We start from the raw sequence: 19,059 nt of genomic DNA on the forward strand, positions 1-19,059 counted from the left end.
TGTCCACAGGAGGGCATTTTTTGGTGCTATTCTTGGCCAGCATCCTTTAACGACCCATCCTGCGAGGTGGGGAAGGAGATTTACATGAGCGTTGCCCTGCCGCCGGCAGATATTGCCAGAGCATTAACTCGCATTTCCCACGAAATCCTTGAACGCAATGGTGGATCTAGCAATTTAGTTTTGCTTGGGATCCCAACACGAGGAGCACATCTAGCTCATCGCATTGGCACAATAATTCAAAGTATTGAATCTAAATCAGTGCCAGTGGGTACTTTAGATATCACTTTGCACCGCGACGATCTTCGTTTGCGCCCTCCACGAGCTCTCATGCCTACAAAGATTCCTCCAGCCGGAATTGAAGGCAAAGACGTGATTCTCATTGATGATGTTTTCTTCTCGGGAAGAACAATTCGTGCAGCACTTGATGCTCTCGGTGAAATCGGACGTCCTCGCACTGTTCAGTTGGCTGTCCTAGTCGATCGCGGACACCGTGAACTACCTATAAGAGCTGATTACGTTGGCAAGAATCTACCAACGTCTTTAGACCAGTCGGTCAAAGTACATCTCACTGAAATCGATGGCGTGGATGAAGTTCTCATCGGATCAGCGGGTTCCTTATGAAACATTTGTTATCAATTAATGATCTCAGCGAATCTGAGGCAATTGCCATACTCGATACAGCAGCCGAACTTGCTCGCGTATCGGATGCTCCCATGAAGAAATTACCAACTCTTCGCGGTAGAACTATCGTTAATTTATTTGCAGAAGATTCCACTCGCACCCGAATTTCATTTGAAGCAGCAGCCAAGCGCTTATCTGCAGATGTTATTAACTTCAGTGCTAAAGGATCTAGCGTCAGCAAAGGCGAATCGTTGAAAGATACAGCCCAAACGCTGCAGGCTATGGGGGCTGATGCAGTCATTATTCGCCACCAAGCATCAGGTGCTGCTCACAGATTAGCAACATCGAAGTGGATGTCAGGAACCGTAATTAATGCTGGAGATGGTACTCACGAGCATCCAAGTCAGGCACTACTAGATGCCTATACATTGCGTAAACACCTCATGCAAGGAGCAAAGAATTTACAGGGGTTACATGTTGCAATAGTCGGTGACATATTGCATTCACGGGTAGCGAGATCTAATGTTTTGTTGCTATCCAAACTTGGTGCAACTGTAAGTGTTGCAGCTCCACCAACTCTGCTACCAGTTGGAATTGAAAGCTGGAATGCGCATGTGTCTTATGATTTTGATGAATTGATTCCGAATGTGGACGCCATCATGATGCTTCGAGTTCAAAATGAGCGAATGAATGAACTTTACTTCCCAAATGCTCGTGAGTATTCAAGATACTTTGGATTGAACTCTGACAGAGTAAAGCGAATGAAGAAAGACTCCATCATCATGCATCCAGGTCCAATGAATCGTGGATTAGAAATTACTGCAGATGTCGCAGATAGTGCGCGATCAGTGATTATCGAACAAGTGAGTAATGGAGTAAGTGTTCGGATGGCGATCCTTTATACGCTCTTAACTGGAGAAGGAATCGAATCAGGAGCACTCGCATGAGTAAGAACTATTTCATAAAAGGAGCAACTTTAAGTGATGGCTCCAAAAAAGATTTATATATCTCGGATGCAAAGATTGCAGGATTTGCCAACCCAGCCGATAGCAAGGCGATTGTTGTTGATGCAACCGACAGAATTATTCTTCCCGGGCTAGTTGACCTGCATACTCATGTGCGTGAACCTGGTAAAGAAGATTCAGAGACAGTTCTTTCCGCTTCTCGTGCCGCGGCTAAAGGTGGATTTACTGCTCTGTCTGCAATGCCAAACACATCACCCGTTGCAGATACAGCAGGGGTAGTTGAACAGGTGCTTCGCTTAGGAATTGAAGCAGGGCTATGTGATGTATTTCCCATAGGCGCGGTGACTAAAAATTTAGATGGTCAAGAACTCTCAGAGATCGGCGCCATGGCCGACAGCGCAGCGAAAGTGCGCATCTTTAGTGATGATGGGCACTGCGTTTCTAATCCTCAAGTAATGCGAAGAGCTCTTGAGTATGTAAAGAAGTTCAATGGAGTAATTGCTCAACATGCACAGGATCCAGATTTAACCATTGATGCCCAGATGAATGAGGGAATAGTTTCATCGGTTCTGGGTTTAAAAGGATGGCCAGCAGTTGCCGAGGAAGCAATTATTGCTCGTGATGTGTTACTCGCAGATCACGTGCAGTCTCGATTACACATTTGTCACGTGAGCACAGCAGGTGGTGTTGAAATCATTCGTTGGGCTAAAGCTCGCGGAATAAATGTCACAGCAGAAGTAACTCCTCACCATCTTTTACTTACTGATGACATGGCAACTTCTTATGACCCCGTTTTTAAGGTAAATCCACCGCTGCGTACAGAAAAAGATGTCCATGCGTTGAGAGAAGCTTTAGCAGAGGGTGTCATTGATATTGTTGCAACTGATCACGCCCCGCATCCTGCCGAAAACAAAGAGTGTGAGTGGCAGCAAGCTGCATTCGGTATGTTGGGACTAGAAACTGCTCTTTCAATAATTACTCTTACAATGGTTGAAACGGGATTGCTGGACTGGAATGGAGTGGCAGAACGAATTTCACGCACTCCAGCGCGAATCGGGGGATATACCGATCAAGGCACAGATTTTCTACTTGGTCAGATGGCAAATCTCACTGTGATTGACCCTCGGACTAGTTGGAGAGTCGACCGGGACTTAGTAGCCTCACGTAGTCGAAACACTCCTTTTCACGGAATGGAACTGCCTGGCGTGATTACTGAAACTTTCTATAAAGGAGTCCCAACTCTGTTACAGGCACAGTTGCTCACGGAGAATAATTCATGAGTAAAGCTTTCCTGGTTCTAGATGATGGTCGCATCTTTGAAGGGTCATCTTGGGCATGTGAAGGTATTACATTTGGTGAAGCTGTTTTCCAAACTGGTATGACCGGTTATCAAGAAACACTGACAGATCCTTCGTATCACAAGCAAGTTGTAGTTATGACTGCCCCACATATTGGTAACACGGGTATGAACACAGAAGATAATGAATCAAAGAAAATATGGGTAGCAGGTTTTGTCGTGCGAAGTCCATCTCCGGTTACTAGTAATTGGAGAAGTGAGAATTCTTTGGAAGATGAGTTGATTTCACAGAAGATTGTCGGTATTTCAGGGGTTGATACTCGAGCATTAACGCGGCACTTACGTGATCGAGGTGCAATGCGAGTAGGGATTTTCTCCGGTCAGAACCTCTCTCGTGAAGAAATGGTCATAGAAGTGCGCAAGCAGCCACTGATGTCTGGGTCATATCTGAGCGAAGATGTTTCAACTAAGCAAACTTATGTTGTCCCGGCTATTGGGGAAAGGAAGTTTAAAGTTGCTGCAATCGATTTGGGAATCAAAGGGGCAACACCGCGAGCACTAGCTGCGCGTGGGGTAGAAACTCATGTGATGCCATATAACGCAACCTTTGCTGAAATTTCATCGATAAAGCCAGATGGTGTTTTCCTATCCAATGGTCCGGGAGATCCGGCAACAATGACATCAGTTATTGATTTAGTGCGCGAGCTGTTGTTAGCTGAGATACCTATTTTTGGAATTTGTTTCGGTCATCAGATCCTTGGTCGAGCGTTAGGTTTTGAAACGTATAAACTTCAATTCGGCCATCGTGGAATAAATCAACCTGTCATTGATAAGAACACAAATAAAGTTGAAATCACTGCACACAATCATGGTTTTGCTTTGAAGGCTCCAACTGAAGGCGTCTTCTCAACAGTGTTTGGTACAGGCGAAGTTACACACGTATCTCTTAATGACGGAGTAGTAGAGGGCTTACAGCTGTTAGAACGTGGAGCATTTAGCGTTCAGTATCATCCTGAGGCCGCTGCCGGACCTCACGATGCTGATTATCTCTTTGATCGGTTTATTGAGTTAATGCAAAAATATCCAGTGGCTGCGAGAGTCCTTTAATGCCAGTTGATAAAGCAATCAAGAGTGTGTTGGTTATTGGTAGTGGACCAATTGTCATCGGTCAGGCATGTGAATTCGATTATTCTGGTACACAAGCCTGCAGAGTTTTACGTGCAGAAGGCATTCGAGTAATTCTAGTTAATTCAAATCCTGCAACAATCATGACTGATCCCGAATTTGCTGATGCCACCTATATCGAACCGATTACACCGGAGTTCATTGAACGAATTATTATCAAGGAAAAACCAGATGCGGTGCTGGCCACACTCGGCGGTCAGACTGCTCTCAACGCTGCCATTGGTTTATATGAATTAGGAACGCTTGCAAAATATGGAGTGCGATTAATTGGCGCCGATGTTGATGCAATCAAACGTGGTGAAAACAGAGAGTTATTCAGGGCAATTGTAGAAAAGATCGGTGGATCCAGCGCCAAATCAATAATTTGTCACACCATGGAGGATGCTCTAAAAGCTGTTAAATCTCTTAACTATCCGGTGGTTGTTAGACCCTCTTTCACAATGGGCGGTTTGGGATCAGGAATCGCATTTTCAGAAGATGAACTCAAACAAATAGCGGGAGCGGGGTTGCGCCATAGCCCAACTTCTGAAGTTTTGCTTGAAGAATCAATTTTAGGCTGGAAAGAATATGAACTAGAAGTGATGCGGGATAAGACCGATAACGTTGTGATCGTTTGCAGTATTGAAAACCTAGATCCAATGGGAGTACATACAGGTGATTCAATAACAGTTGCTCCTGCAATGACGTTGACAGATGTTGAATATCAAAAACTACGAGACTTATCTATGGCGATTATTCGTGAAGTAGGTGTTGATACCGGTGGTTGCAATATTCAATTTGCCGTCAATCCATCAGATGGTCGAATCATCGTAATTGAAATGAATCCACGCGTTTCTAGATCAAGTGCATTGGCATCTAAAGCGACTGGGTTTCCCATAGCAAAAATCGCAACCAAATTAGCCATCGGTTACACCCTTGATGAGATTCGTAATGACATCACGCAGGTAACCCCTGCATCATTTGAACCGACTTTGGATTATGTTGTTGTTAAAGCTCCACGTTTTGCTTTTGAAAAATTTGCAGATGCTGATCCGCGACTAACTACGACGATGAAAAGTGTCGGTGAAGCAATGGCTATTGGAAGAAGTTTTCCAGAGGCATTGATGAAAGCGCTACGTTCCCTCGAGCGCAAAGAAGCAGTTTTCACTTTTCCAGCTGATAAAAGCTCAATTAACGTCAATGATTTGGTATCGAAGATGTCGATTCCAACTGAATATCGTTTACAACAGATGCAATTAGCAATGTGGGCTGGGGCAAGTATTGATCAGGTTCATGCCTCAACCAAGATTGATCCCTGGTATTTGCAGCAAATAGAAATGATAAATCAAAGAGCAGAATCAATCTCTCAACCTGGTGAATTAAACGCCGAAGTGATTCGAAGTGCTAAGAATTTAGGATTTTCAGATTCGCAGATAGCCGAACTTAGATCAATAACTGAAGAAGATGTTAGGCGCGCCAGAATTCATCTAGGAATACACCCTGTTTATAAAACAGTTGATACTTGCGCCGCAGAATTTGAAGCATTTACTCCTTACCATTATTCAAGTTACGAGGAAGAAACAGAAGTAAAACCTCGCACCAAACCTGCCGTTATTATTTTGGGCAGTGGGCCAAATCGCATTGGGCAGGGTATTGAGTTCGATTATTCTTGCGTTCACGCCAGTTTCATCCTGCAAGCAAGTGATTACGAAACAATCATGATCAATTGCAATCCTGAAACAGTTTCCACCGACTATGACACCAGTGATCGCTTGTACTTCGAACCTTTAACTTTGGAAGATGTCCTTGAAGTGATTCACGCCGAAACCCTGGCAGGACCAGTTCTTGGAGTTATTACCCAACTCGGTGGTCAAACACCATTAGGTCTAGCTGCCGGGTTGAAAGAAGCAGGAGTAACAATTCTTGGTACCAGTCCAGAGGCAATTAATTTGGCTGAAGAACGTGGCGCTTTTGGTGAGATTTTAAAGAGTGAGAACTTGCGTGCACCTGAATATGGAATGGCTGCATCGGAACAAGAAGCTTTAACTATCGCGCAGCGAATTGGGTATCCAGTTTTAGTTAGACCATCATTCGTACTCGGCGGGCGAGGCATGGAGATTGTTTACGACAATGAGTCTCTTGCAGGCTTTATTTCCCGCGCAACTGATATCACACCTGATCATCCTGTCCTTGTAGATCGTTTTCTAGATAGTGCTATTGAAATCGATGTGGACGCTCTCTTTGATGGTCAGGAACTCTTCTTAGGTGGAGTAATGGAACACATAGAAGAGGCTGGAATTCATTCGGGCGATAGCGCTTGTGTTCTGCCATCCATGTCACTTGATGCCAAGGCGATAGCCACGATAAAAGAGGCAACAACAAAGATTGCGCGAGCTGTCGGTGTTATTGGTCTGATTAACATTCAATTTGCAATGAGTGATTCACAGCTATTTGTTTTAGAAGCCAACCCTCGTGCATCTCGAACAGTTCCATTTGTAAGTAAAGCAACAGGTATTGCTTTAGCAAAAGCTGCGGCTCGATTAGCTGTTGGCTCCACGATTTCACAATTACGCGAAGAAGGCTTATTGCCAAGCACGGGTGATGGAGTCGCTAAGGGCATCTCTGTAAAAGAAGCTGTTCTTCCCTGGAATCGTTTCCGTAGAACTGATGGCAGGGGAGTTGACGCAGTTCTTGGACCGGAGATGCGTTCGACAGGTGAAGTCATGGGCATTTCAAATTCTTTTGGACAGAGTTATGCAAAGTCGCAGATAAGTGCCTTCGGTGCGCTTCCTAAAAATGGCACAGTATTTGTGAGTTTGGCTGATAAGGATAAGCAACAAGGGATTCAAGCCGCGCATGATTTGTCTCGCATCGGTTTTAACATTCTTGCAACGGGTGGAACAGCAGATGCATTGGCTGCAAAGCAAATACCTTGCACGCGAGTTCGTAAGCATTCAGAAGGCACTGGACCTTTAGGTGAGAAAACGATTGTTGAGCTAATCAATTCTGGAGAAATCGATCTCATTATCAACACTCCTGTCGGTCGGGGCACACGTCAAGATGGATGGTTAATTAGAACGGCGGCGGTTCAAAGATCTGTGCCGTGCATTACAACGACAGCGGGCTTTAAAGCAGCAGTCGAAGGTATAAAATCCCTTCAACGTGAAGAGTTATCGATTCGATCTATCCAAAGCTGGCTGGCCTAAATATGTCATCAATTAATAGATTTTCCAGCAGAATGATTGCAACTGTTGTATCAAATAAACGTGTTGGGCAATATCACCAGATACTTCTAAATGTGGGCGAGATGGTGAATACATGTAAACCAGGAAATTTCGTAGCGATACGTGTTGGCGGAGATAACGCAAAGATGATTTTGCGTCGCGCTTTTGCAATTTCACGAGTGTCACTCACTGGTCCCTATGGTGGTTCAATGGAACTAATCGTTGCTCCGTTCGGCCAGGGGAGTAAGTGGTTATGTGCTCAGGCTGAAGGTTCAGAAATTGATCTCATCGCTCCACTTGGTACAGCATTTGGAATTCCAACTGAACCTGTCCGAGCGCTCTTGGTAGGTGGTGGCTATGGTTCTGCGCCACTATTTGGATTAGCTGAAGTTCTAAAAAATCGTGGATGTCGAGTGGATATGTATCTTGGCGCCAGTACAGGCGGCAAAATTTACGCGCCCATGGAAGGCAAACGCTCGGTTAACGTTTTAAAAATCTACACAGAAGATGGGTCTATGGGTGAACGTGGTCGAGTAACAGAACCCATCGCTGGCTTAATTTCAGAAGGATTAGTTGACGTGATTTATTCATGTGGACCTATGCCGATGCTACGAGCTATTTCAGACATTGTGGCAGGCAGTGATGTGGTGCATCAATGTGCGGTAGAAGAATCTATGGCATGTGGTGTTGGTATATGTATGACATGTGTTTTACCTGTCACTGATGCCGATGGAAATGTTTCTATGAAGCGCTCATGTATTGATGGCCCAGTAATGAATGGCGCAAATGTTGCATGGGAACTCGTCGGAAAAATACCTGAGGCGCACCTATGATTGACTTATCAACGACATTTTCTAATGCATGGTTTCCTTCACCACTTTTTACAGCCAGCGGTTGCGCTAGCTCGGGTAAAGAATTAGCTCAGTTTATTGACCTGCGTGAAATAGGCGCTGTAGTTACAAAATCTGTGATGAGCAAAGCCCGTCATGGCAGACCAACACCACGGATGGCAGAGACACCGAGTGGAATGGTTAACTCCATCGGACTTCAAGGTCCCGGTATAGATGCATTCTTAGCAGAAGATTTACCTTGGTTAGTAAGTCAAAAAGCTCGAGTTATCGTTTCGATTGCAGGTGAAACAATTGAAGAGTATGCAACGCTTGCACGCAAAGTCAGATCAGCTCCTGGTATTAGCGCTTTAGAAGTAAATATCTCATGTCCAAATGTCGAAAATCGTGGCTTAGTTTTCGCATGCGATCCAGAAGCATCTCGAAGAGTCATTGATGGCGTGCGTAAAACTTTGGGTGGGGAATTACCGATAATCGCAAAGTTATCTCCGGATGTGACTGATTTAGTGAGTATCGCAAAAGGCGTAGTAGATGCAGGCGCCGACGGGTTAGCACTTATAAATACAGTTTTATCAATGGTTATTAATTTGGACACGATGCGTCCGCACCTGGGTGGTAAAACTGGTGGCTTATCTGGTCCTGCCATTAGACCGATTGCGGTGCGCGCTATTTATCAAGTTCATGAAGCGATGCCAAACGTTCCAATTTTGGGAATGGGCGGTGTTTCAACCGGACGAGATGCACTTGAGTTGATTTTGGCTGGTGCAAAAGGAGTTTCTGTGGGTACTGCATCATTTGCAGATCCTGCGGCAATTATCACTATTCAAAATGAACTAAAAGAATTGCTCGCAGCACGTGGATTTACATCAGTTGCGCAAGCTGTTGGTTTTGCTCATCGTCCATTAGAAGAGCCTGGAAGTAATGCATGAGCACAAAAGCGCCGATAATTCTTGCAGTTGATACATCAGATCTTGAACTAGCAAAGGCATGGATCGCACATACTTCAGAATTCGTGCAAGTTTTTAAATTGGGTCTTGAATTTTTTCTCAACTTTGGACCACAAGGGATACGCGCAATAACGGAGAATACGGATGCGAAGATATTTCTAGATTTGAAACTTCACGATATTCCCAACACAGTGGCTCACGCAGCCGCAAGTGCAGCGTTGTTGAAACCATTTTTCTTAACTGTTCACGCAAGCGGTGGAGGCGAAATGATCAAGGCTGCAGTTAAAGCGGCGCCTGCTGTGAAGATAACTGCTGTCACTATTTTGACATCGTTATCTGAAGACGATGTCAGAAACGTTGGATTTACAAAAGATGCATTGAATTCGGCGACCAATCTTGCCCAATTAGCAACTTCGGCCGGGGCGGCAGCCATTGTTTGCTCACCTTTAGAGACAGCAAGTATCCGTAATGCCGTTGGCAGTGAAACGCTAATTATTACTCCAGGTGTACGCCCTTTATCAATGGTGGGAAAAGATGATCAAACTCGCACAATGACACCAGCGCAAGCAATTACTGCAGGTGCTAATTTCGTAGTTATAGGTCGCCCGATAACAAGCGCCTGGGAACCATCAGGTGTTGAAATCGGTAAGCGAGCCCGCGAAATTTCTGCTGAAATTCTTAATTCTTAATTTCAACTTTTTCCACTAGATTATGCACATGGGAGCTCCGCCACAACTAACTGCCGATCAACGTAGTGCAGCTCTGGCAAAAGCCAAAGAATCGCGCCAGATTCGCTCCGCAGCAAAGAATAGAGTCAAGTCTGGAGAGCTCTCTCTGTCTGACATTTTCATGTTAGCGGAGAAAGATTCGTTTATTGCGAAAATGCGTGTTTTTGATTTGTTGGCAGCCCTTAATGGAGTGGGAAAAATAAGAGCCACCGCCATAATGGAGCGCCTAAATATTTCACCAACGCGTCGCATTCAAGGACTAGGGAAGCACCAAATTAGCGCTTTGCGTAATGAATTTAGCCCAGCGAAGTCACGCGGCAAATTAATAGTTCTTTCAGGACCAGGTGGCGTGGGCAAAAGCACGATAGCCGCATATATTCGAGAACACGGAACTTTTTGGGTGAGTGTTTCATCAACTACGCGCCAACCACGTAAAAGTGAAAAAAATGGAGTTGAATATTTCTTTCTAACTGAAGAAGAGTTTGATCAAGAGATAGCAAAGAATCATTTTCTAGAGTGGGCGCATTTTGCGGGCGCCAGATATGGCACTCCACGCGAACCAGTTGAACAAGGTTTGTTAGCGGGAAGAAATGTACTTTTAGAAATTGATATCGAGGGGGCTAAACAAGTAAAGACACAAGCACCAGAAGCGATACTTGTGTTTCTAGAACCACCATCATGGGAAGAACTTGTTTCGCGCCTTGAAAGACGTGCAACTGATTCCCCACAGAGGCGAGCAGAACGCCTTCAACTCGCTCAAGAAGAGCTGGCTGCAGCCTCATTTTTCGATCATCGCCTCATAAATGATCAGGTCGAGAGCGTCGTGCAGAAACTGTTATCCTTAGCCTCTGCCCACTAGGGCTCATCCCATTAATACAGCAACGAGGAGCTAAACAATGGACGGAATTACAAATCCACCTATTGATGAATTGTTAGATAAGAGCGGTTCAAAATATAGCCTCGTGCTCTATGCAGCAAAGCGTGCTCGCCAAATCAATGCTTATTACTCTCAATTAGGTGAAGGTTTGCTTGAATACGTTGGACCACTTGTTGAAACACATGTTCACGAGAAGCCACTTTCTATTGCTTTGCGTGAAATCAATGAGGGTTTGTTAACAATCGAAAATCTCGAACCAACAGCCTAAGCTTTAAAAAATGAGTAGTACCAAGCGAGAAATCATTCTCGGAGTTGGTGGCGGAATTGCTGCATATAAATCATGCGATCTGCTCAGACGTCTTCAGGATCTCGATTTTGCTATCACTGTTGTCCCGACACCTTCTAGTTTAAATTTCGTTGGAAGTGCAACGTGGGAAGCACTATCAGGCAGAAGTGTTACAACCGAAGTGTGGGAAAAAGTTGAGGAAGTAAAACACGTTTCTCTGGCAGATCTAGCCGAAGCGATCATTATTGCGCCTGTGACTGCAGACCTACTTGCAAGATTAGCTCAAGGACGAGCAGAAGATTTGCTAACTAACGTTGTCTCTGCCAGCAAAGCACCAAAATTCTTAGTACCCGCTATGCATCCAAACATGTGGCTCAATGAAAGCACGCAAGAGAATGTGAAAATTTTAAGAGCACGTGGATTTGAGATCATGAATCCAGAGAACGGACGTCTAACTGGCGAGGATTCAGGAATAGGTAGATTTCCCCAAACATCGCAAATAATTTCGGCTTTCCTGACTCATATTGGTTCACAACAGGACTTAAAAGGTAAGAGGTTTCTCATCTCTGCCGGCGGTACACGAGAAGCGATTGACCCAGTTCGCTTTATTGGAAATCGCAGTTCGGGCAAACAAGGCGTTGCAATAGCGGTAGAAGCGCGCAATAGGGGAGCCGATGTTTCACTGGTATTGGCAAATTCAAATATCTCGGATGTTGCTGGAATTAAAACTATTCGAGTAGAAACCGCGCAGCAAATGCATCAGGTCCTAAAGGAAAATATGCAGGATTGTGATGTATTAGTGATGTCAGCCGCGGTTGCTGATGCAAAACCAGTTGCTTCACCTTCGGAGAAAATCAAGAAAAAGGATTTCAAGTCGATTGATCTAATAGCGAATGAGGACATCCTTGCCGATTTGAGTTCTTCTGCAAGTGATTCGCAATTAATTGTAGGCTTTGCTGCTGAAACTTCGAATATTGAAGAATCTGGCCGCGAAAAGTTAAAAGCCAAGGATTTAGATTTCATCTACGTCAATGATGTATCAGGTGGTGCGATATTTGCCTCAGACCTTAGTGCTGGATTTTTGATAAGTTCGGATGGCAAAAGCACACATATTGAGCAAACTTCGAAGGCCAAAGTAGCCAGAATCATTCTCGATAATGTGGTTTCTAGGTTAAGTTATGCCAATGGCTAAAAGACTCTTTACATCCGAATCAGTGACCGAAGGTCATCCAGATAAAATTGCAGACCAGATTTCAGATGCAATCTTGGACTCACTTATTGGACAAGATAAGAAATCTAGAGTCGCAGTTGAAACTTTAATTACTACCGGTCAAGTTCATGTTGCTGGCGAAGTTACAACTGATGCTTACGCAGATGTAACAGGAATTATCCGCGAAACGGTACTCAACATAGGTTATGACTCATCGGTAAAGGGTTTTGATGGAAATTCATGCGGAGTATCAGTATCTATTGGTCAGCAATCCCAAGATATCGCTCAAGGCGTAGATGATGCTTACGAAAATCGCGTTGCATCCTCTGTGGATCCCCTTGATCTTCAAGGCGCGGGCGATCAAGGTTTGATGTTTGGTTATGCGTGCGATGACACAAAAGAGTTAATGCCATTACCAATTTGGTTAGCGCATGAATTAGCTGCTCAATTAGCTAAAGTGCGTAAATCTGGTGCGCTACCTTATTTGCGTCCAGATGGAAAAACTCAGGTAACTATTGAATACGAAGGGGACAAAGCTGTTGCTCTAAACACCGTTGTGATCTCCTCTCAACACGCTGAGGAAGTTTCAGTTGAAAAGCAACTTACTCCAGAGATTATCGAACATGTGATAAATCCAATTCTTGCTAAAATTGATTTACCAAAAAATGAATTGCGGATATTGATTAATCCGACAGGAAGATTCGTTATTGGTGGACCAATGGGAGACGCTGGTTTAACAGGTCGTAAAATCATTGTAGATACCTACGGAGGCATGGCTCGTCACGGTGGTGGCGCTTTCAGTGGTAAAGATCCATCAAAAGTAGATAGATCTGCGGCATATGCGATGCGTTGGGTAGCAAAAAATGTTGTTGCAGCCGGATTTGCCCGTCGATGCGAAGTTCAGGTTGCCTACGCCATTGGTAAGGCACAACCCGTAGGTTTGTTTGTTGAAACATTTGGTACTGAAAGTGTGCCTGTGAACAAGATTCAAGACGCAGTTCTTCAAGTATTTGATCTGCGTCCGGCCGCAATCATTCGAGATCTAGATTTGCTTCGCCCTATTTATTCTAAGACAAGCGCTTATGGACACTTTGGACGCGAGTTGAAGGAATTTACCTGGGAGTCAACTAGTCGCGTCGATGCTTTGCGCGCAGCAATCAAATAATTACTAGGTATTCCCATGCAGAGCGTAAAACCGCTACGCCTTAAAAGACAAGCGTATCGATCTGCAACTACAGCCGATTCTCGCACTGTGGTTAATGTATGGGTTGACTCAGGACTATCTCATCTAGATGGTATTTATTCATATCGCTGTCCGAATGAATTATTAAGCAAGATATCAATTGGTTCGCGGTTAAAAGTTCCATTTAACTCACGTAGTTGTGAAGCTCTGGTAGTTGAAATACTTGAGACAAATGAAGTAACAGAACATTTCAAAATCATTGAGTCTGCTCTTGGAGATATTCCTGTTGCAAATTCTGCTGTCATCCAATTTTATCGGCTGATGGCTCAGCACTGGGCCAGTGATCCTTATTCTTTAATCAAATTCGGCATACCCTCACGTGTTGCCTCGGTCGAAAAAAACATCGAACCATCACACTTCGAACCTGATAAGAGGACGGTTCCTAGCAAAAGAACTCCACAGAGTTATTACATGATGCACACACCCCATAAATCTGCATATCTAGAAATCATTGAACTGGCTATTGAAAGAATGAAAAATGGCTCCACGTTGCTTTTGCTGCCTGATACCAGAGATATAGACCGGGTACTACAGAGCTTGGAAGGCAAGAGCGTTGATTTTGAAGTGATTCGATTAGATTCTTCTTTGCCCAGGGCTCAGCGATATGAAAACTATTTAAAGGTTTCGATTAAAGGCAATGTTCTAGTAATCGGCAATAGAAGTGCTTTGTTTGCGCCCATACAAAATCTCACGTCCATCATTGTCGCTTTTGAGAAATCAGAGCAGTATTTCGAGAGGAAGCATCCTTATTGGAATACTCGAGATAGTGTTTTTTTGCGAGCAAAAACAGAAAATCTCAACTTATATTTCACCGGATATGTGCCATCTAGCGAAATGGCTTTTCAGATTGAAAACAGAAATATTTCATTCATCACGCAAAAAGCCAATCTTAATACTTCCGCTTTTCCCCAGATGCAGGGCGAGTTGTTGCCTGATCGAATTATCCCAGCTATTCGAAAATCACTTGAAAAAGGAACCGTTTTATTTCTTGTTCCGAGAAAAGGTTATGCAAATGCTTTGCTCTGTGCGAAGTGTAGAAATATTGCACTCTGTAAATGCGGGGCAAGGCTATTGGTCTCTAGCCAAACCTCCGATCCTCAGTGTTCTGTTTGTAGTGTATCGGTCAAGGATTGGCAATGCAGTTGGTGTGCAGGAACAAAGCGTTATGTCGCAGCAAGAGGCATCGATAGATTCCATGAAGAGATAGGTAGGGCATTTCCAAATACGTCGATTCAGTTATCAAGTGCTCCAAATATTTTGGAAGAAGTTGCGGAGAAGACCAAGATAGTTATCGCTACAACCGGATCAATTCCTGGGGGAAGTAAAGAATATTCGGCGGTTGTTCTATTGGAGGGTCAGAGATTTTTGGCTGCTTCTTCTTCAAGGTTTGAAGAGTTAGTGTACGAATCTTTTTTTGAAGCGGCAGCACATGTGAGTGAAAAGGGGAGCGTTTTCATAGTTCTTGATGCTTTTCATCCGTTAGTAGCAGCGATTACCAAATGGAATCCAGGGCTGCTGATAAGAAAGATACTACGAGAAAATGAAGAAGCTTTCTTACCGCCCTTTTCTGCTGTCGCAGTATTGACGGTCGAAAAACAGGAATCGGTAATCTTAAAAAATGGGTTAGCAAAGAGCATAAAAGATGGACGCCTTCCCACTTCCTCGCAAGTATTTCTCTCTCAAGATGCTGAATCAGATGACGCAAGAATCCTTGTGAGTGTGCCTTCAGAGAATCGAGATGTTCTGGCGGCTTTTCTATTGGAACTCTCGCGCAAGCGAGCAATATCTAAGAAAAGTTTTGTCAGTATCGCACTGGATCCATTTACTCTGTTGCGTTAATTGAGTTGGTAGACTGCGGCCATGTCTATTCAACAGATACGCCTTTTCGGGGACCCGGTCCTCGTTTCACCAGCGTCTGCTGTCGTTGATTTCGACAAGGAACTACGAAAACTAGTTCAAGATTTAACAGACACAATGATTGCAGCTCCTGGAGCGGGCTTAGCAGCTCCACAAATCGGTGTACCGCTGCGCGTGTTTGTTTGGGATGTTGATGAAGCATTAGGACATCTCATAAACCCAACTCTTGATCTCAGCGATGATGAGCAGGATGGAGAAGAGGGTTGTTTGTCATTTCCTTCCCTGTCATACCCAACAAAGCGTTCAATGAGAGTTGTTGCAAAAGGTTGGAATATGCACGGTGAACCCATCACCGTAGAAGGCTCTGAACTATTAGCGCGCGCAATTCAGCACGAAACAGATCACCTAGATGGAATAGTTTTTATCGATCGACTAGATGAAGAAACAAGAAAAATTGCCATGAAAGAGATACGTGAATCTGAATGGTTTGGGCAAGCATCGAGCACGGGTATTACTCCAACAATCAAGGTATCTCCTCATAACACTCTTGGAAAAGGGTTGTAGTGATTGTTGCGGTTGCAGCTACGGCAGATGTAGCAATCCCAACTCTAGAGTGGTTAACAAAATCTAAGCATCAACTTCTTCGTGTCATAACAACACCGGATTCAAAGACTGGTCGAGGCAAAGTGATGACTCCTTCACCTGTTTCGGCATGGGCGAATGCACGAAATTTAGAAGTTGTGAAGCCAGATTCGCCAGAAGATATGATGAATGCTTTCAAAGGCGCGGATATTGTTTTAGCAATCGCTTATGGACGTATTTTGACGAATGAAGTTCTCGACATTTCGAAGCATGGTTTTCTCAATTTACATTTTTCACTTCTGCCTGCCTATAGGGGAGCAGCCCCAGTTCAAAGATCAATTCTCAATGGTGATGTAACCACAGGAATTTCTATCTTCAAAATTGATGAAAATCTGGACACAGGGCCCATTTACATACAAAAAGAATTCAAGATTCCTGAAAACTATACGAGTCAAGAGGTTTTGTTTGATCTATCAAATCTCGGTGCATCTTCATTCGAAGCGGTCTTTGAGATGATTGAACAAGGAATTAGTCCAACTGTGCAGAGCACGGAAGGAGTTAGTTTTGCACCGAAAATTACTAAGGAAGAAGCGAAAATAAATTGGATATTACCTGCCAAGAGAATTATTGATTCAGTCAGGGCGTTCACACCAAACCCCGGTGCTTGGACATCACATAAGGGATTGATTTTGAAAATTGCTGAAGTGATTCAAAATAGTACTGATCAGAAACTGCAGCCAGGTACGCTAGCTGTTGTAGACAAGAAGTTATTTGTCGGAACGGCAACAGAATCTATTGAGATTCGCAGAATTGTTCCTGCAGGTAAGAAGGAAATGAGCGCATCAGATTGGATTAATGGGGCACGTTTAGTTGAGGGTGAAGTTTTTGGATAAACCAGCTCGCAAGGGTTTTAGTGCTCCCAAGCCGGACGCATCTCGCTTGCTGGCCTATGACGTTTTACATGAAGTAAACCGAAATGGTGGTTACTCCAACTTATTGTTGCTTAAAATACTTTCAAAATCTCAGATGGATGAACGAGATAAAGGTTTTGCAACGGAGTTGGTTTACGGGACTCTACGTATGCAAGGAAGACATGATTGGATTCTTGCCCAAGCAAGTGATCGACCGTGGCAAGAGGTGGACCCTGCCCTAGTTGATGTCGCACGATTGGGTGCACATCAACTCTTTGAGATGCGCGTTCCAACCCATGCTGCTGTGTCTGCGACAGTTGAATTAGGTAGAAAAGTATTGGGTGAGTCTAAAGCGTCGTTTTTAAATGCGATTTTAAGAAAGGTGAGCCAAAAGAGTCTTGATGAGTATGTTTCTGAAATCGAGCTGATCAAAGATGATTTCAAAAGGTTATCAATACTGTATTCGCATCCTGAATGGATCATTAGTGCATATTTAGATCAACTTGGAAACTTAGATGAAGTTCGAGAACTTCTGATTGCTAATAATATTGCGCCAAGACCTACTCTTGTATCGTGGCCAGGTCTTAGTACCCAAAATGATTTAGTTGAAGTTGGTGCAACTGTGACGCCTTTTTCACCGTATGGCGCAATCTTTGATGGCTCACCTGCTTCCTTGGATTTGATAGTACAAAGAAAAGCTGGTGTTCAAGATGAAGGATCTCAACTAGTTGCTGATATTTTTTCACAAGTAGCGGCAGATCAAGGACCATGGCTTGATTTATGCGCAGGTCCAGGGGGCAAGGCAGCTTTGTTGTCATCGATTGCCAAATCTAAGAATCTTGAATTTAGTGCCAATGAAATATCTGAAGTGCGCGCAAACTTAGTCCGTCAGGTTGTGCAAGGCGCCGAGGTAAGCACAATAGATGCCCGTGAATTAGCAACGCTTGGAAAACAATATGGCGCAATCCTGGCCGATGTCCCATGCACGGGATTAGGCGCGCTACGTCGCCGGCCAGAAGTTCGATGGCGCAGAACTGTTGCAGATTTAAAGTCATTAGTTATCTTGCAGGCAGAAATTATTGATTCGGCAATCTCCTGCCTAACACCTGGTGGACTATTGGGATATGCAACGTGTAGCCCGCATCTATCAGAAACTCGTATCGGTATTTCAGAGGCTTTAAACCGCCATCCGGATATGGAGCTAGTAGACCTCACCGCTTTCATCCATCCCGAATTGCGCACGAGCGCAGTGGATCGAGGGGCACTAACTTTGTGGACTCACCGGCACAACACGGATGCCATGTTTCTAAGCGTTTTACGAAAGAAGAAATAGTATTGCGCCATGAATAAGTCAGTCCGAATACACCCGAGTATCTTAAATGCTGATCATTCAAACATATTGTCAGAAATCGAACGTGTTTCGAAAGTTTCAGATTTATTGCACTTAGATATTCTCGATGGAAAATTCGCACCAAATACATCTTTTTCGTGGGAACAGGCGCAATATATTATTTCGGGTTCAGCGATTCCTGTTGATGCCCATTTGATGGTTATTGATAGCGATGAACAAGGTCCACGCTATGCAGAAGCTGGATGCCAGAGTGTGACGATTCATGTGGAAAGCACAAGAAATATTCGCAAAGCAATTAAAGATATTAAATCCCATGGCACTCGCGCAAGCTTGGCTCTCAAACCTTCGACGCAGATTGAGGACTATAAAGAGTTCTTGGATGAAGTTGATATGTTTTTAATTATGACTGTAGAACCTGGCTTCGGTGGTCAATCTTTTATGTCTGAAATGATGCAGAAGGTTTCACGAACACGAGAGCTAATCGGGGATAGACCGATTTGGTTGCAGGTTGACGGTGGCATATCAAAGGAAACCATCGAAATCGCTAGCGCCGCTGGCGCCGATACTTTTGTTGCAGGAAGCGCTGTTTATAAGGCGCAAGATCCAGCGGCCATGGTTTCTCTATTGCGTGATTTAGCAGCAAACGCGAAATAGATCTCTCTAGTAAACTAAAGGCATGAAAACCTTTGAATCTCTGTGGAGCGAGTTGGAGAGCATTTCTGTTACTCGTCCTGAAGGTTCAGGCACGGTCAAAGCACTCGATGCGGGGCTTCACGCAATAGGAAAGAAAATTATTGAAGAAGCCGGTGAAGTGTGGATGGCTGCAGAACATGAAGATAACGAAGCACTTGCTATTGAGATCAGTCAGTTGATTTACCACCTGCAAACCTTGATGTTGGCCCGAGGTTTAACCCTTCAAGACATTTACAAGAATCTTTAGGAGATAGA

General features: G+C 44.1%; 18 protein-coding genes and 1 pseudogene. All 19 read left to right on the forward strand.

Going from position 1 to position 19,059, the window contains the following annotated elements; translation table 11 throughout:
- Positions 1–84 precede the first annotated feature (84 nt).
- The 19 genes and pseudogenes from pyrR (at position 85) to PHILAsVB114_RS03395 (ending at position 19,051) form a co-directional block, all read left to right on the forward strand.
- Entirely contained in the window at positions 85–621 is a 537-nt protein-coding gene (gene pyrR, locus PHILAsVB114_RS03305) for a bifunctional pyr operon transcriptional regulator/uracil phosphoribosyltransferase PyrR (protein WP_095697976.1), read from the forward strand.
- Positions 618–1,568 (forward strand): aspartate carbamoyltransferase catalytic subunit, encoded by a 951-nt coding sequence (locus tag PHILAsVB114_RS03310; RefSeq protein WP_095697977.1) that lies wholly within the window; start codon positions 618–620, stop codon positions 1,566–1,568. The genes pyrR and PHILAsVB114_RS03310 overlap by 4 nt, the downstream gene beginning before the upstream one ends.
- Positions 1,565–2,866 (forward strand): dihydroorotase, encoded by a 1,302-nt coding sequence (locus PHILAsVB114_RS03315; RefSeq protein ID WP_095697978.1) that lies wholly within the window; start codon positions 1,565–1,567, stop codon positions 2,864–2,866. The genes PHILAsVB114_RS03310 and PHILAsVB114_RS03315 overlap by 4 nt, the downstream gene beginning before the upstream one ends.
- Positions 2,863–3,990, forward strand: a complete 1,128-nt coding sequence (gene carA / locus PHILAsVB114_RS03320) for a glutamine-hydrolyzing carbamoyl-phosphate synthase small subunit (protein ID WP_095697979.1) — start codon at positions 2,863–2,865, stop codon at positions 3,988–3,990. The genes PHILAsVB114_RS03315 and carA overlap by 4 nt, the downstream gene beginning before the upstream one ends.
- Positions 3,990–7,253 (forward strand): carbamoyl-phosphate synthase large subunit, encoded by a 3,264-nt coding sequence (gene carB, locus PHILAsVB114_RS03325; protein ID WP_095697980.1) that lies wholly within the window; start codon positions 3,990–3,992, stop codon positions 7,251–7,253. Before carA ends, carB begins: the two co-directional genes overlap by 1 nt.
- Before the next feature lie 2 nt (positions 7,254–7,255).
- Positions 7,256–8,104 carry a dihydroorotate dehydrogenase electron transfer subunit gene (locus PHILAsVB114_RS03330; protein WP_095697981.1) on the forward strand — a complete coding sequence of 283 codons (849 nt, stop codon included), beginning with the start codon at positions 7,256–7,258 and terminating at the stop codon, positions 8,102–8,104.
- Positions 8,101–9,048: a dihydroorotate dehydrogenase gene (locus PHILAsVB114_RS03335; protein WP_095697982.1), complete on the forward strand. Its 948-nt coding sequence runs from the start codon at positions 8,101–8,103 to the stop codon at positions 9,046–9,048. The genes PHILAsVB114_RS03330 and PHILAsVB114_RS03335 overlap by 4 nt, the downstream gene beginning before the upstream one ends.
- Positions 9,045–9,755, forward strand: coding sequence for an orotidine-5'-phosphate decarboxylase (gene pyrF, locus PHILAsVB114_RS03340; protein WP_095697983.1), 711 nt, complete (start codon positions 9,045–9,047; stop codon positions 9,753–9,755). The genes PHILAsVB114_RS03335 and pyrF overlap by 4 nt, the downstream gene beginning before the upstream one ends.
- Positions 9,756–9,783: 28 nt before the next feature.
- Positions 9,784–10,653, forward strand: coding sequence for a guanylate kinase (gmk, locus tag PHILAsVB114_RS03345; protein ID WP_095697984.1), 870 nt, complete (start codon positions 9,784–9,786; stop codon positions 10,651–10,653).
- Positions 10,654–10,690: 37 nt separating this feature from the next.
- The gene (rpoZ, locus tag PHILAsVB114_RS03350; protein ID WP_018207237.1) at positions 10,691–10,939 is read left to right on the forward strand and encodes a DNA-directed RNA polymerase subunit omega; all 249 of its coding nucleotides are present in this window, start codon (positions 10,691–10,693) and stop codon (positions 10,937–10,939) included.
- Positions 10,940–10,949: 10 nt separating this feature from the next.
- Entirely contained in the window at positions 10,950–12,149 is a 1,200-nt protein-coding gene (gene coaBC, locus PHILAsVB114_RS03355) for a bifunctional phosphopantothenoylcysteine decarboxylase/phosphopantothenate--cysteine ligase CoaBC (RefSeq protein WP_095697985.1), read from the forward strand.
- Complete coding sequence (gene metK / locus PHILAsVB114_RS03360; RefSeq protein ID WP_095698662.1) at positions 12,142–13,332, forward strand: methionine adenosyltransferase; 1,191 nt, start codon at positions 12,142–12,144, stop codon at positions 13,330–13,332. The genes coaBC and metK overlap by 8 nt, the downstream gene beginning before the upstream one ends.
- Positions 13,333–13,347: 15 nt before the next feature.
- A pseudogene (locus tag PHILAsVB114_RS07055) lies at positions 13,348–13,665 on the forward strand (primosomal protein N' family DNA-binding protein); the annotation flags it as partial.
- 6 nt (positions 13,666–13,671) lie between these two features.
- Positions 13,672–15,249 (forward strand): primosomal protein N', encoded by a 1,578-nt coding sequence (locus PHILAsVB114_RS03370; protein WP_236850909.1) that lies wholly within the window; start codon positions 13,672–13,674, stop codon positions 15,247–15,249.
- Between the two features lie 21 nt (positions 15,250–15,270).
- Entirely contained in the window at positions 15,271–15,831 is a 561-nt protein-coding gene (gene def, locus PHILAsVB114_RS03375) for a peptide deformylase (protein WP_095697988.1), read from the forward strand.
- Positions 15,831–16,742: a methionyl-tRNA formyltransferase gene (gene fmt, locus PHILAsVB114_RS03380; RefSeq protein WP_095697989.1), complete on the forward strand. Its 912-nt coding sequence runs from the start codon at positions 15,831–15,833 to the stop codon at positions 16,740–16,742. The genes def and fmt overlap by 1 nt, the downstream gene beginning before the upstream one ends.
- On the forward strand, positions 16,726–18,093 hold the full coding sequence (locus tag PHILAsVB114_RS03385; RefSeq protein ID WP_420021985.1) for an RsmB/NOP family class I SAM-dependent RNA methyltransferase: 1,368 nt from the start codon (positions 16,726–16,728) through the stop codon (positions 18,091–18,093). Before fmt ends, PHILAsVB114_RS03385 begins: the two co-directional genes overlap by 17 nt.
- Positions 18,094–18,102: 9 nt before the next feature.
- A complete protein-coding gene (locus tag PHILAsVB114_RS03390; RefSeq protein WP_095697990.1) occupies positions 18,103–18,765 on the forward strand; it encodes a ribulose-phosphate 3-epimerase in 663 nt (220 codons plus the stop codon).
- 22 nt (positions 18,766–18,787) lie between these two features.
- Positions 18,788–19,051 carry a phosphoribosyl-ATP diphosphatase gene (locus tag PHILAsVB114_RS03395; RefSeq protein WP_095697991.1) on the forward strand — a complete coding sequence of 88 codons (264 nt, stop codon included), beginning with the start codon at positions 18,788–18,790 and terminating at the stop codon, positions 19,049–19,051.
- The last annotated feature ends 8 nt before the right edge of the window (positions 19,052–19,059 follow it).

The sequence above is a fragment of the Candidatus Planktophila limnetica genome, assembly GCF_002288365.1.
GTDB classification, from domain to species: Bacteria; Actinomycetota; Actinomycetes; order Nanopelagicales; family Nanopelagicaceae; genus Planktophila; species Planktophila limnetica.

Coding starts and splice junctions, on each gene's coding strand:
- PHILAsVB114_RS03330 (WP_095697981.1), top strand. CDS start 7,256: ATGTCATCAATTAATAGATTTTCCAGCAGAATGATTGCAACTGTTGTA.
- rpoZ (WP_018207237.1), top strand. CDS start 10,691: ATGGACGGAATTACAAATCCACCTATTGATGAATTGTTAGATAAGAGC.
- metK (WP_095698662.1), top strand. CDS start 12,142: ATGGCTAAAAGACTCTTTACATCCGAATCAGTGACCGAAGGTCATCCA.
- PHILAsVB114_RS03390 (WP_095697990.1), top strand. CDS start 18,103: ATGAATAAGTCAGTCCGAATACACCCGAGTATCTTAAATGCTGATCAT.
- PHILAsVB114_RS03315 (WP_095697978.1), top strand. CDS start 1,565: ATGAGTAAGAACTATTTCATAAAAGGAGCAACTTTAAGTGATGGCTCC.
- def (WP_095697988.1), top strand. CDS start 15,271: ATGTCTATTCAACAGATACGCCTTTTCGGGGACCCGGTCCTCGTTTCA.
- coaBC (WP_095697985.1), top strand. CDS start 10,950: ATGAGTAGTACCAAGCGAGAAATCATTCTCGGAGTTGGTGGCGGAATT.
- PHILAsVB114_RS03310 (WP_095697977.1), top strand. CDS start 618: ATGAAACATTTGTTATCAATTAATGATCTCAGCGAATCTGAGGCAATT.
- carA (WP_095697979.1), top strand. CDS start 2,863: ATGAGTAAAGCTTTCCTGGTTCTAGATGATGGTCGCATCTTTGAAGGG.
- PHILAsVB114_RS03370 (WP_236850909.1), top strand. CDS start 13,672: ATGGCTCAGCACTGGGCCAGTGATCCTTATTCTTTAATCAAATTCGGC.
- pyrF (WP_095697983.1), top strand. CDS start 9,045: ATGAGCACAAAAGCGCCGATAATTCTTGCAGTTGATACATCAGATCTT.
- PHILAsVB114_RS03335 (WP_095697982.1), top strand. CDS start 8,101: ATGATTGACTTATCAACGACATTTTCTAATGCATGGTTTCCTTCACCA.
- pyrR (WP_095697976.1), top strand. CDS start 85: ATGAGCGTTGCCCTGCCGCCGGCAGATATTGCCAGAGCATTAACTCGC.
- carB (WP_095697980.1), top strand. CDS start 3,990: ATGCCAGTTGATAAAGCAATCAAGAGTGTGTTGGTTATTGGTAGTGGA.
- PHILAsVB114_RS03395 (WP_095697991.1), top strand. CDS start 18,788: ATGAAAACCTTTGAATCTCTGTGGAGCGAGTTGGAGAGCATTTCTGTT.
- gmk (WP_095697984.1), top strand. CDS start 9,784: ATGGGAGCTCCGCCACAACTAACTGCCGATCAACGTAGTGCAGCTCTG.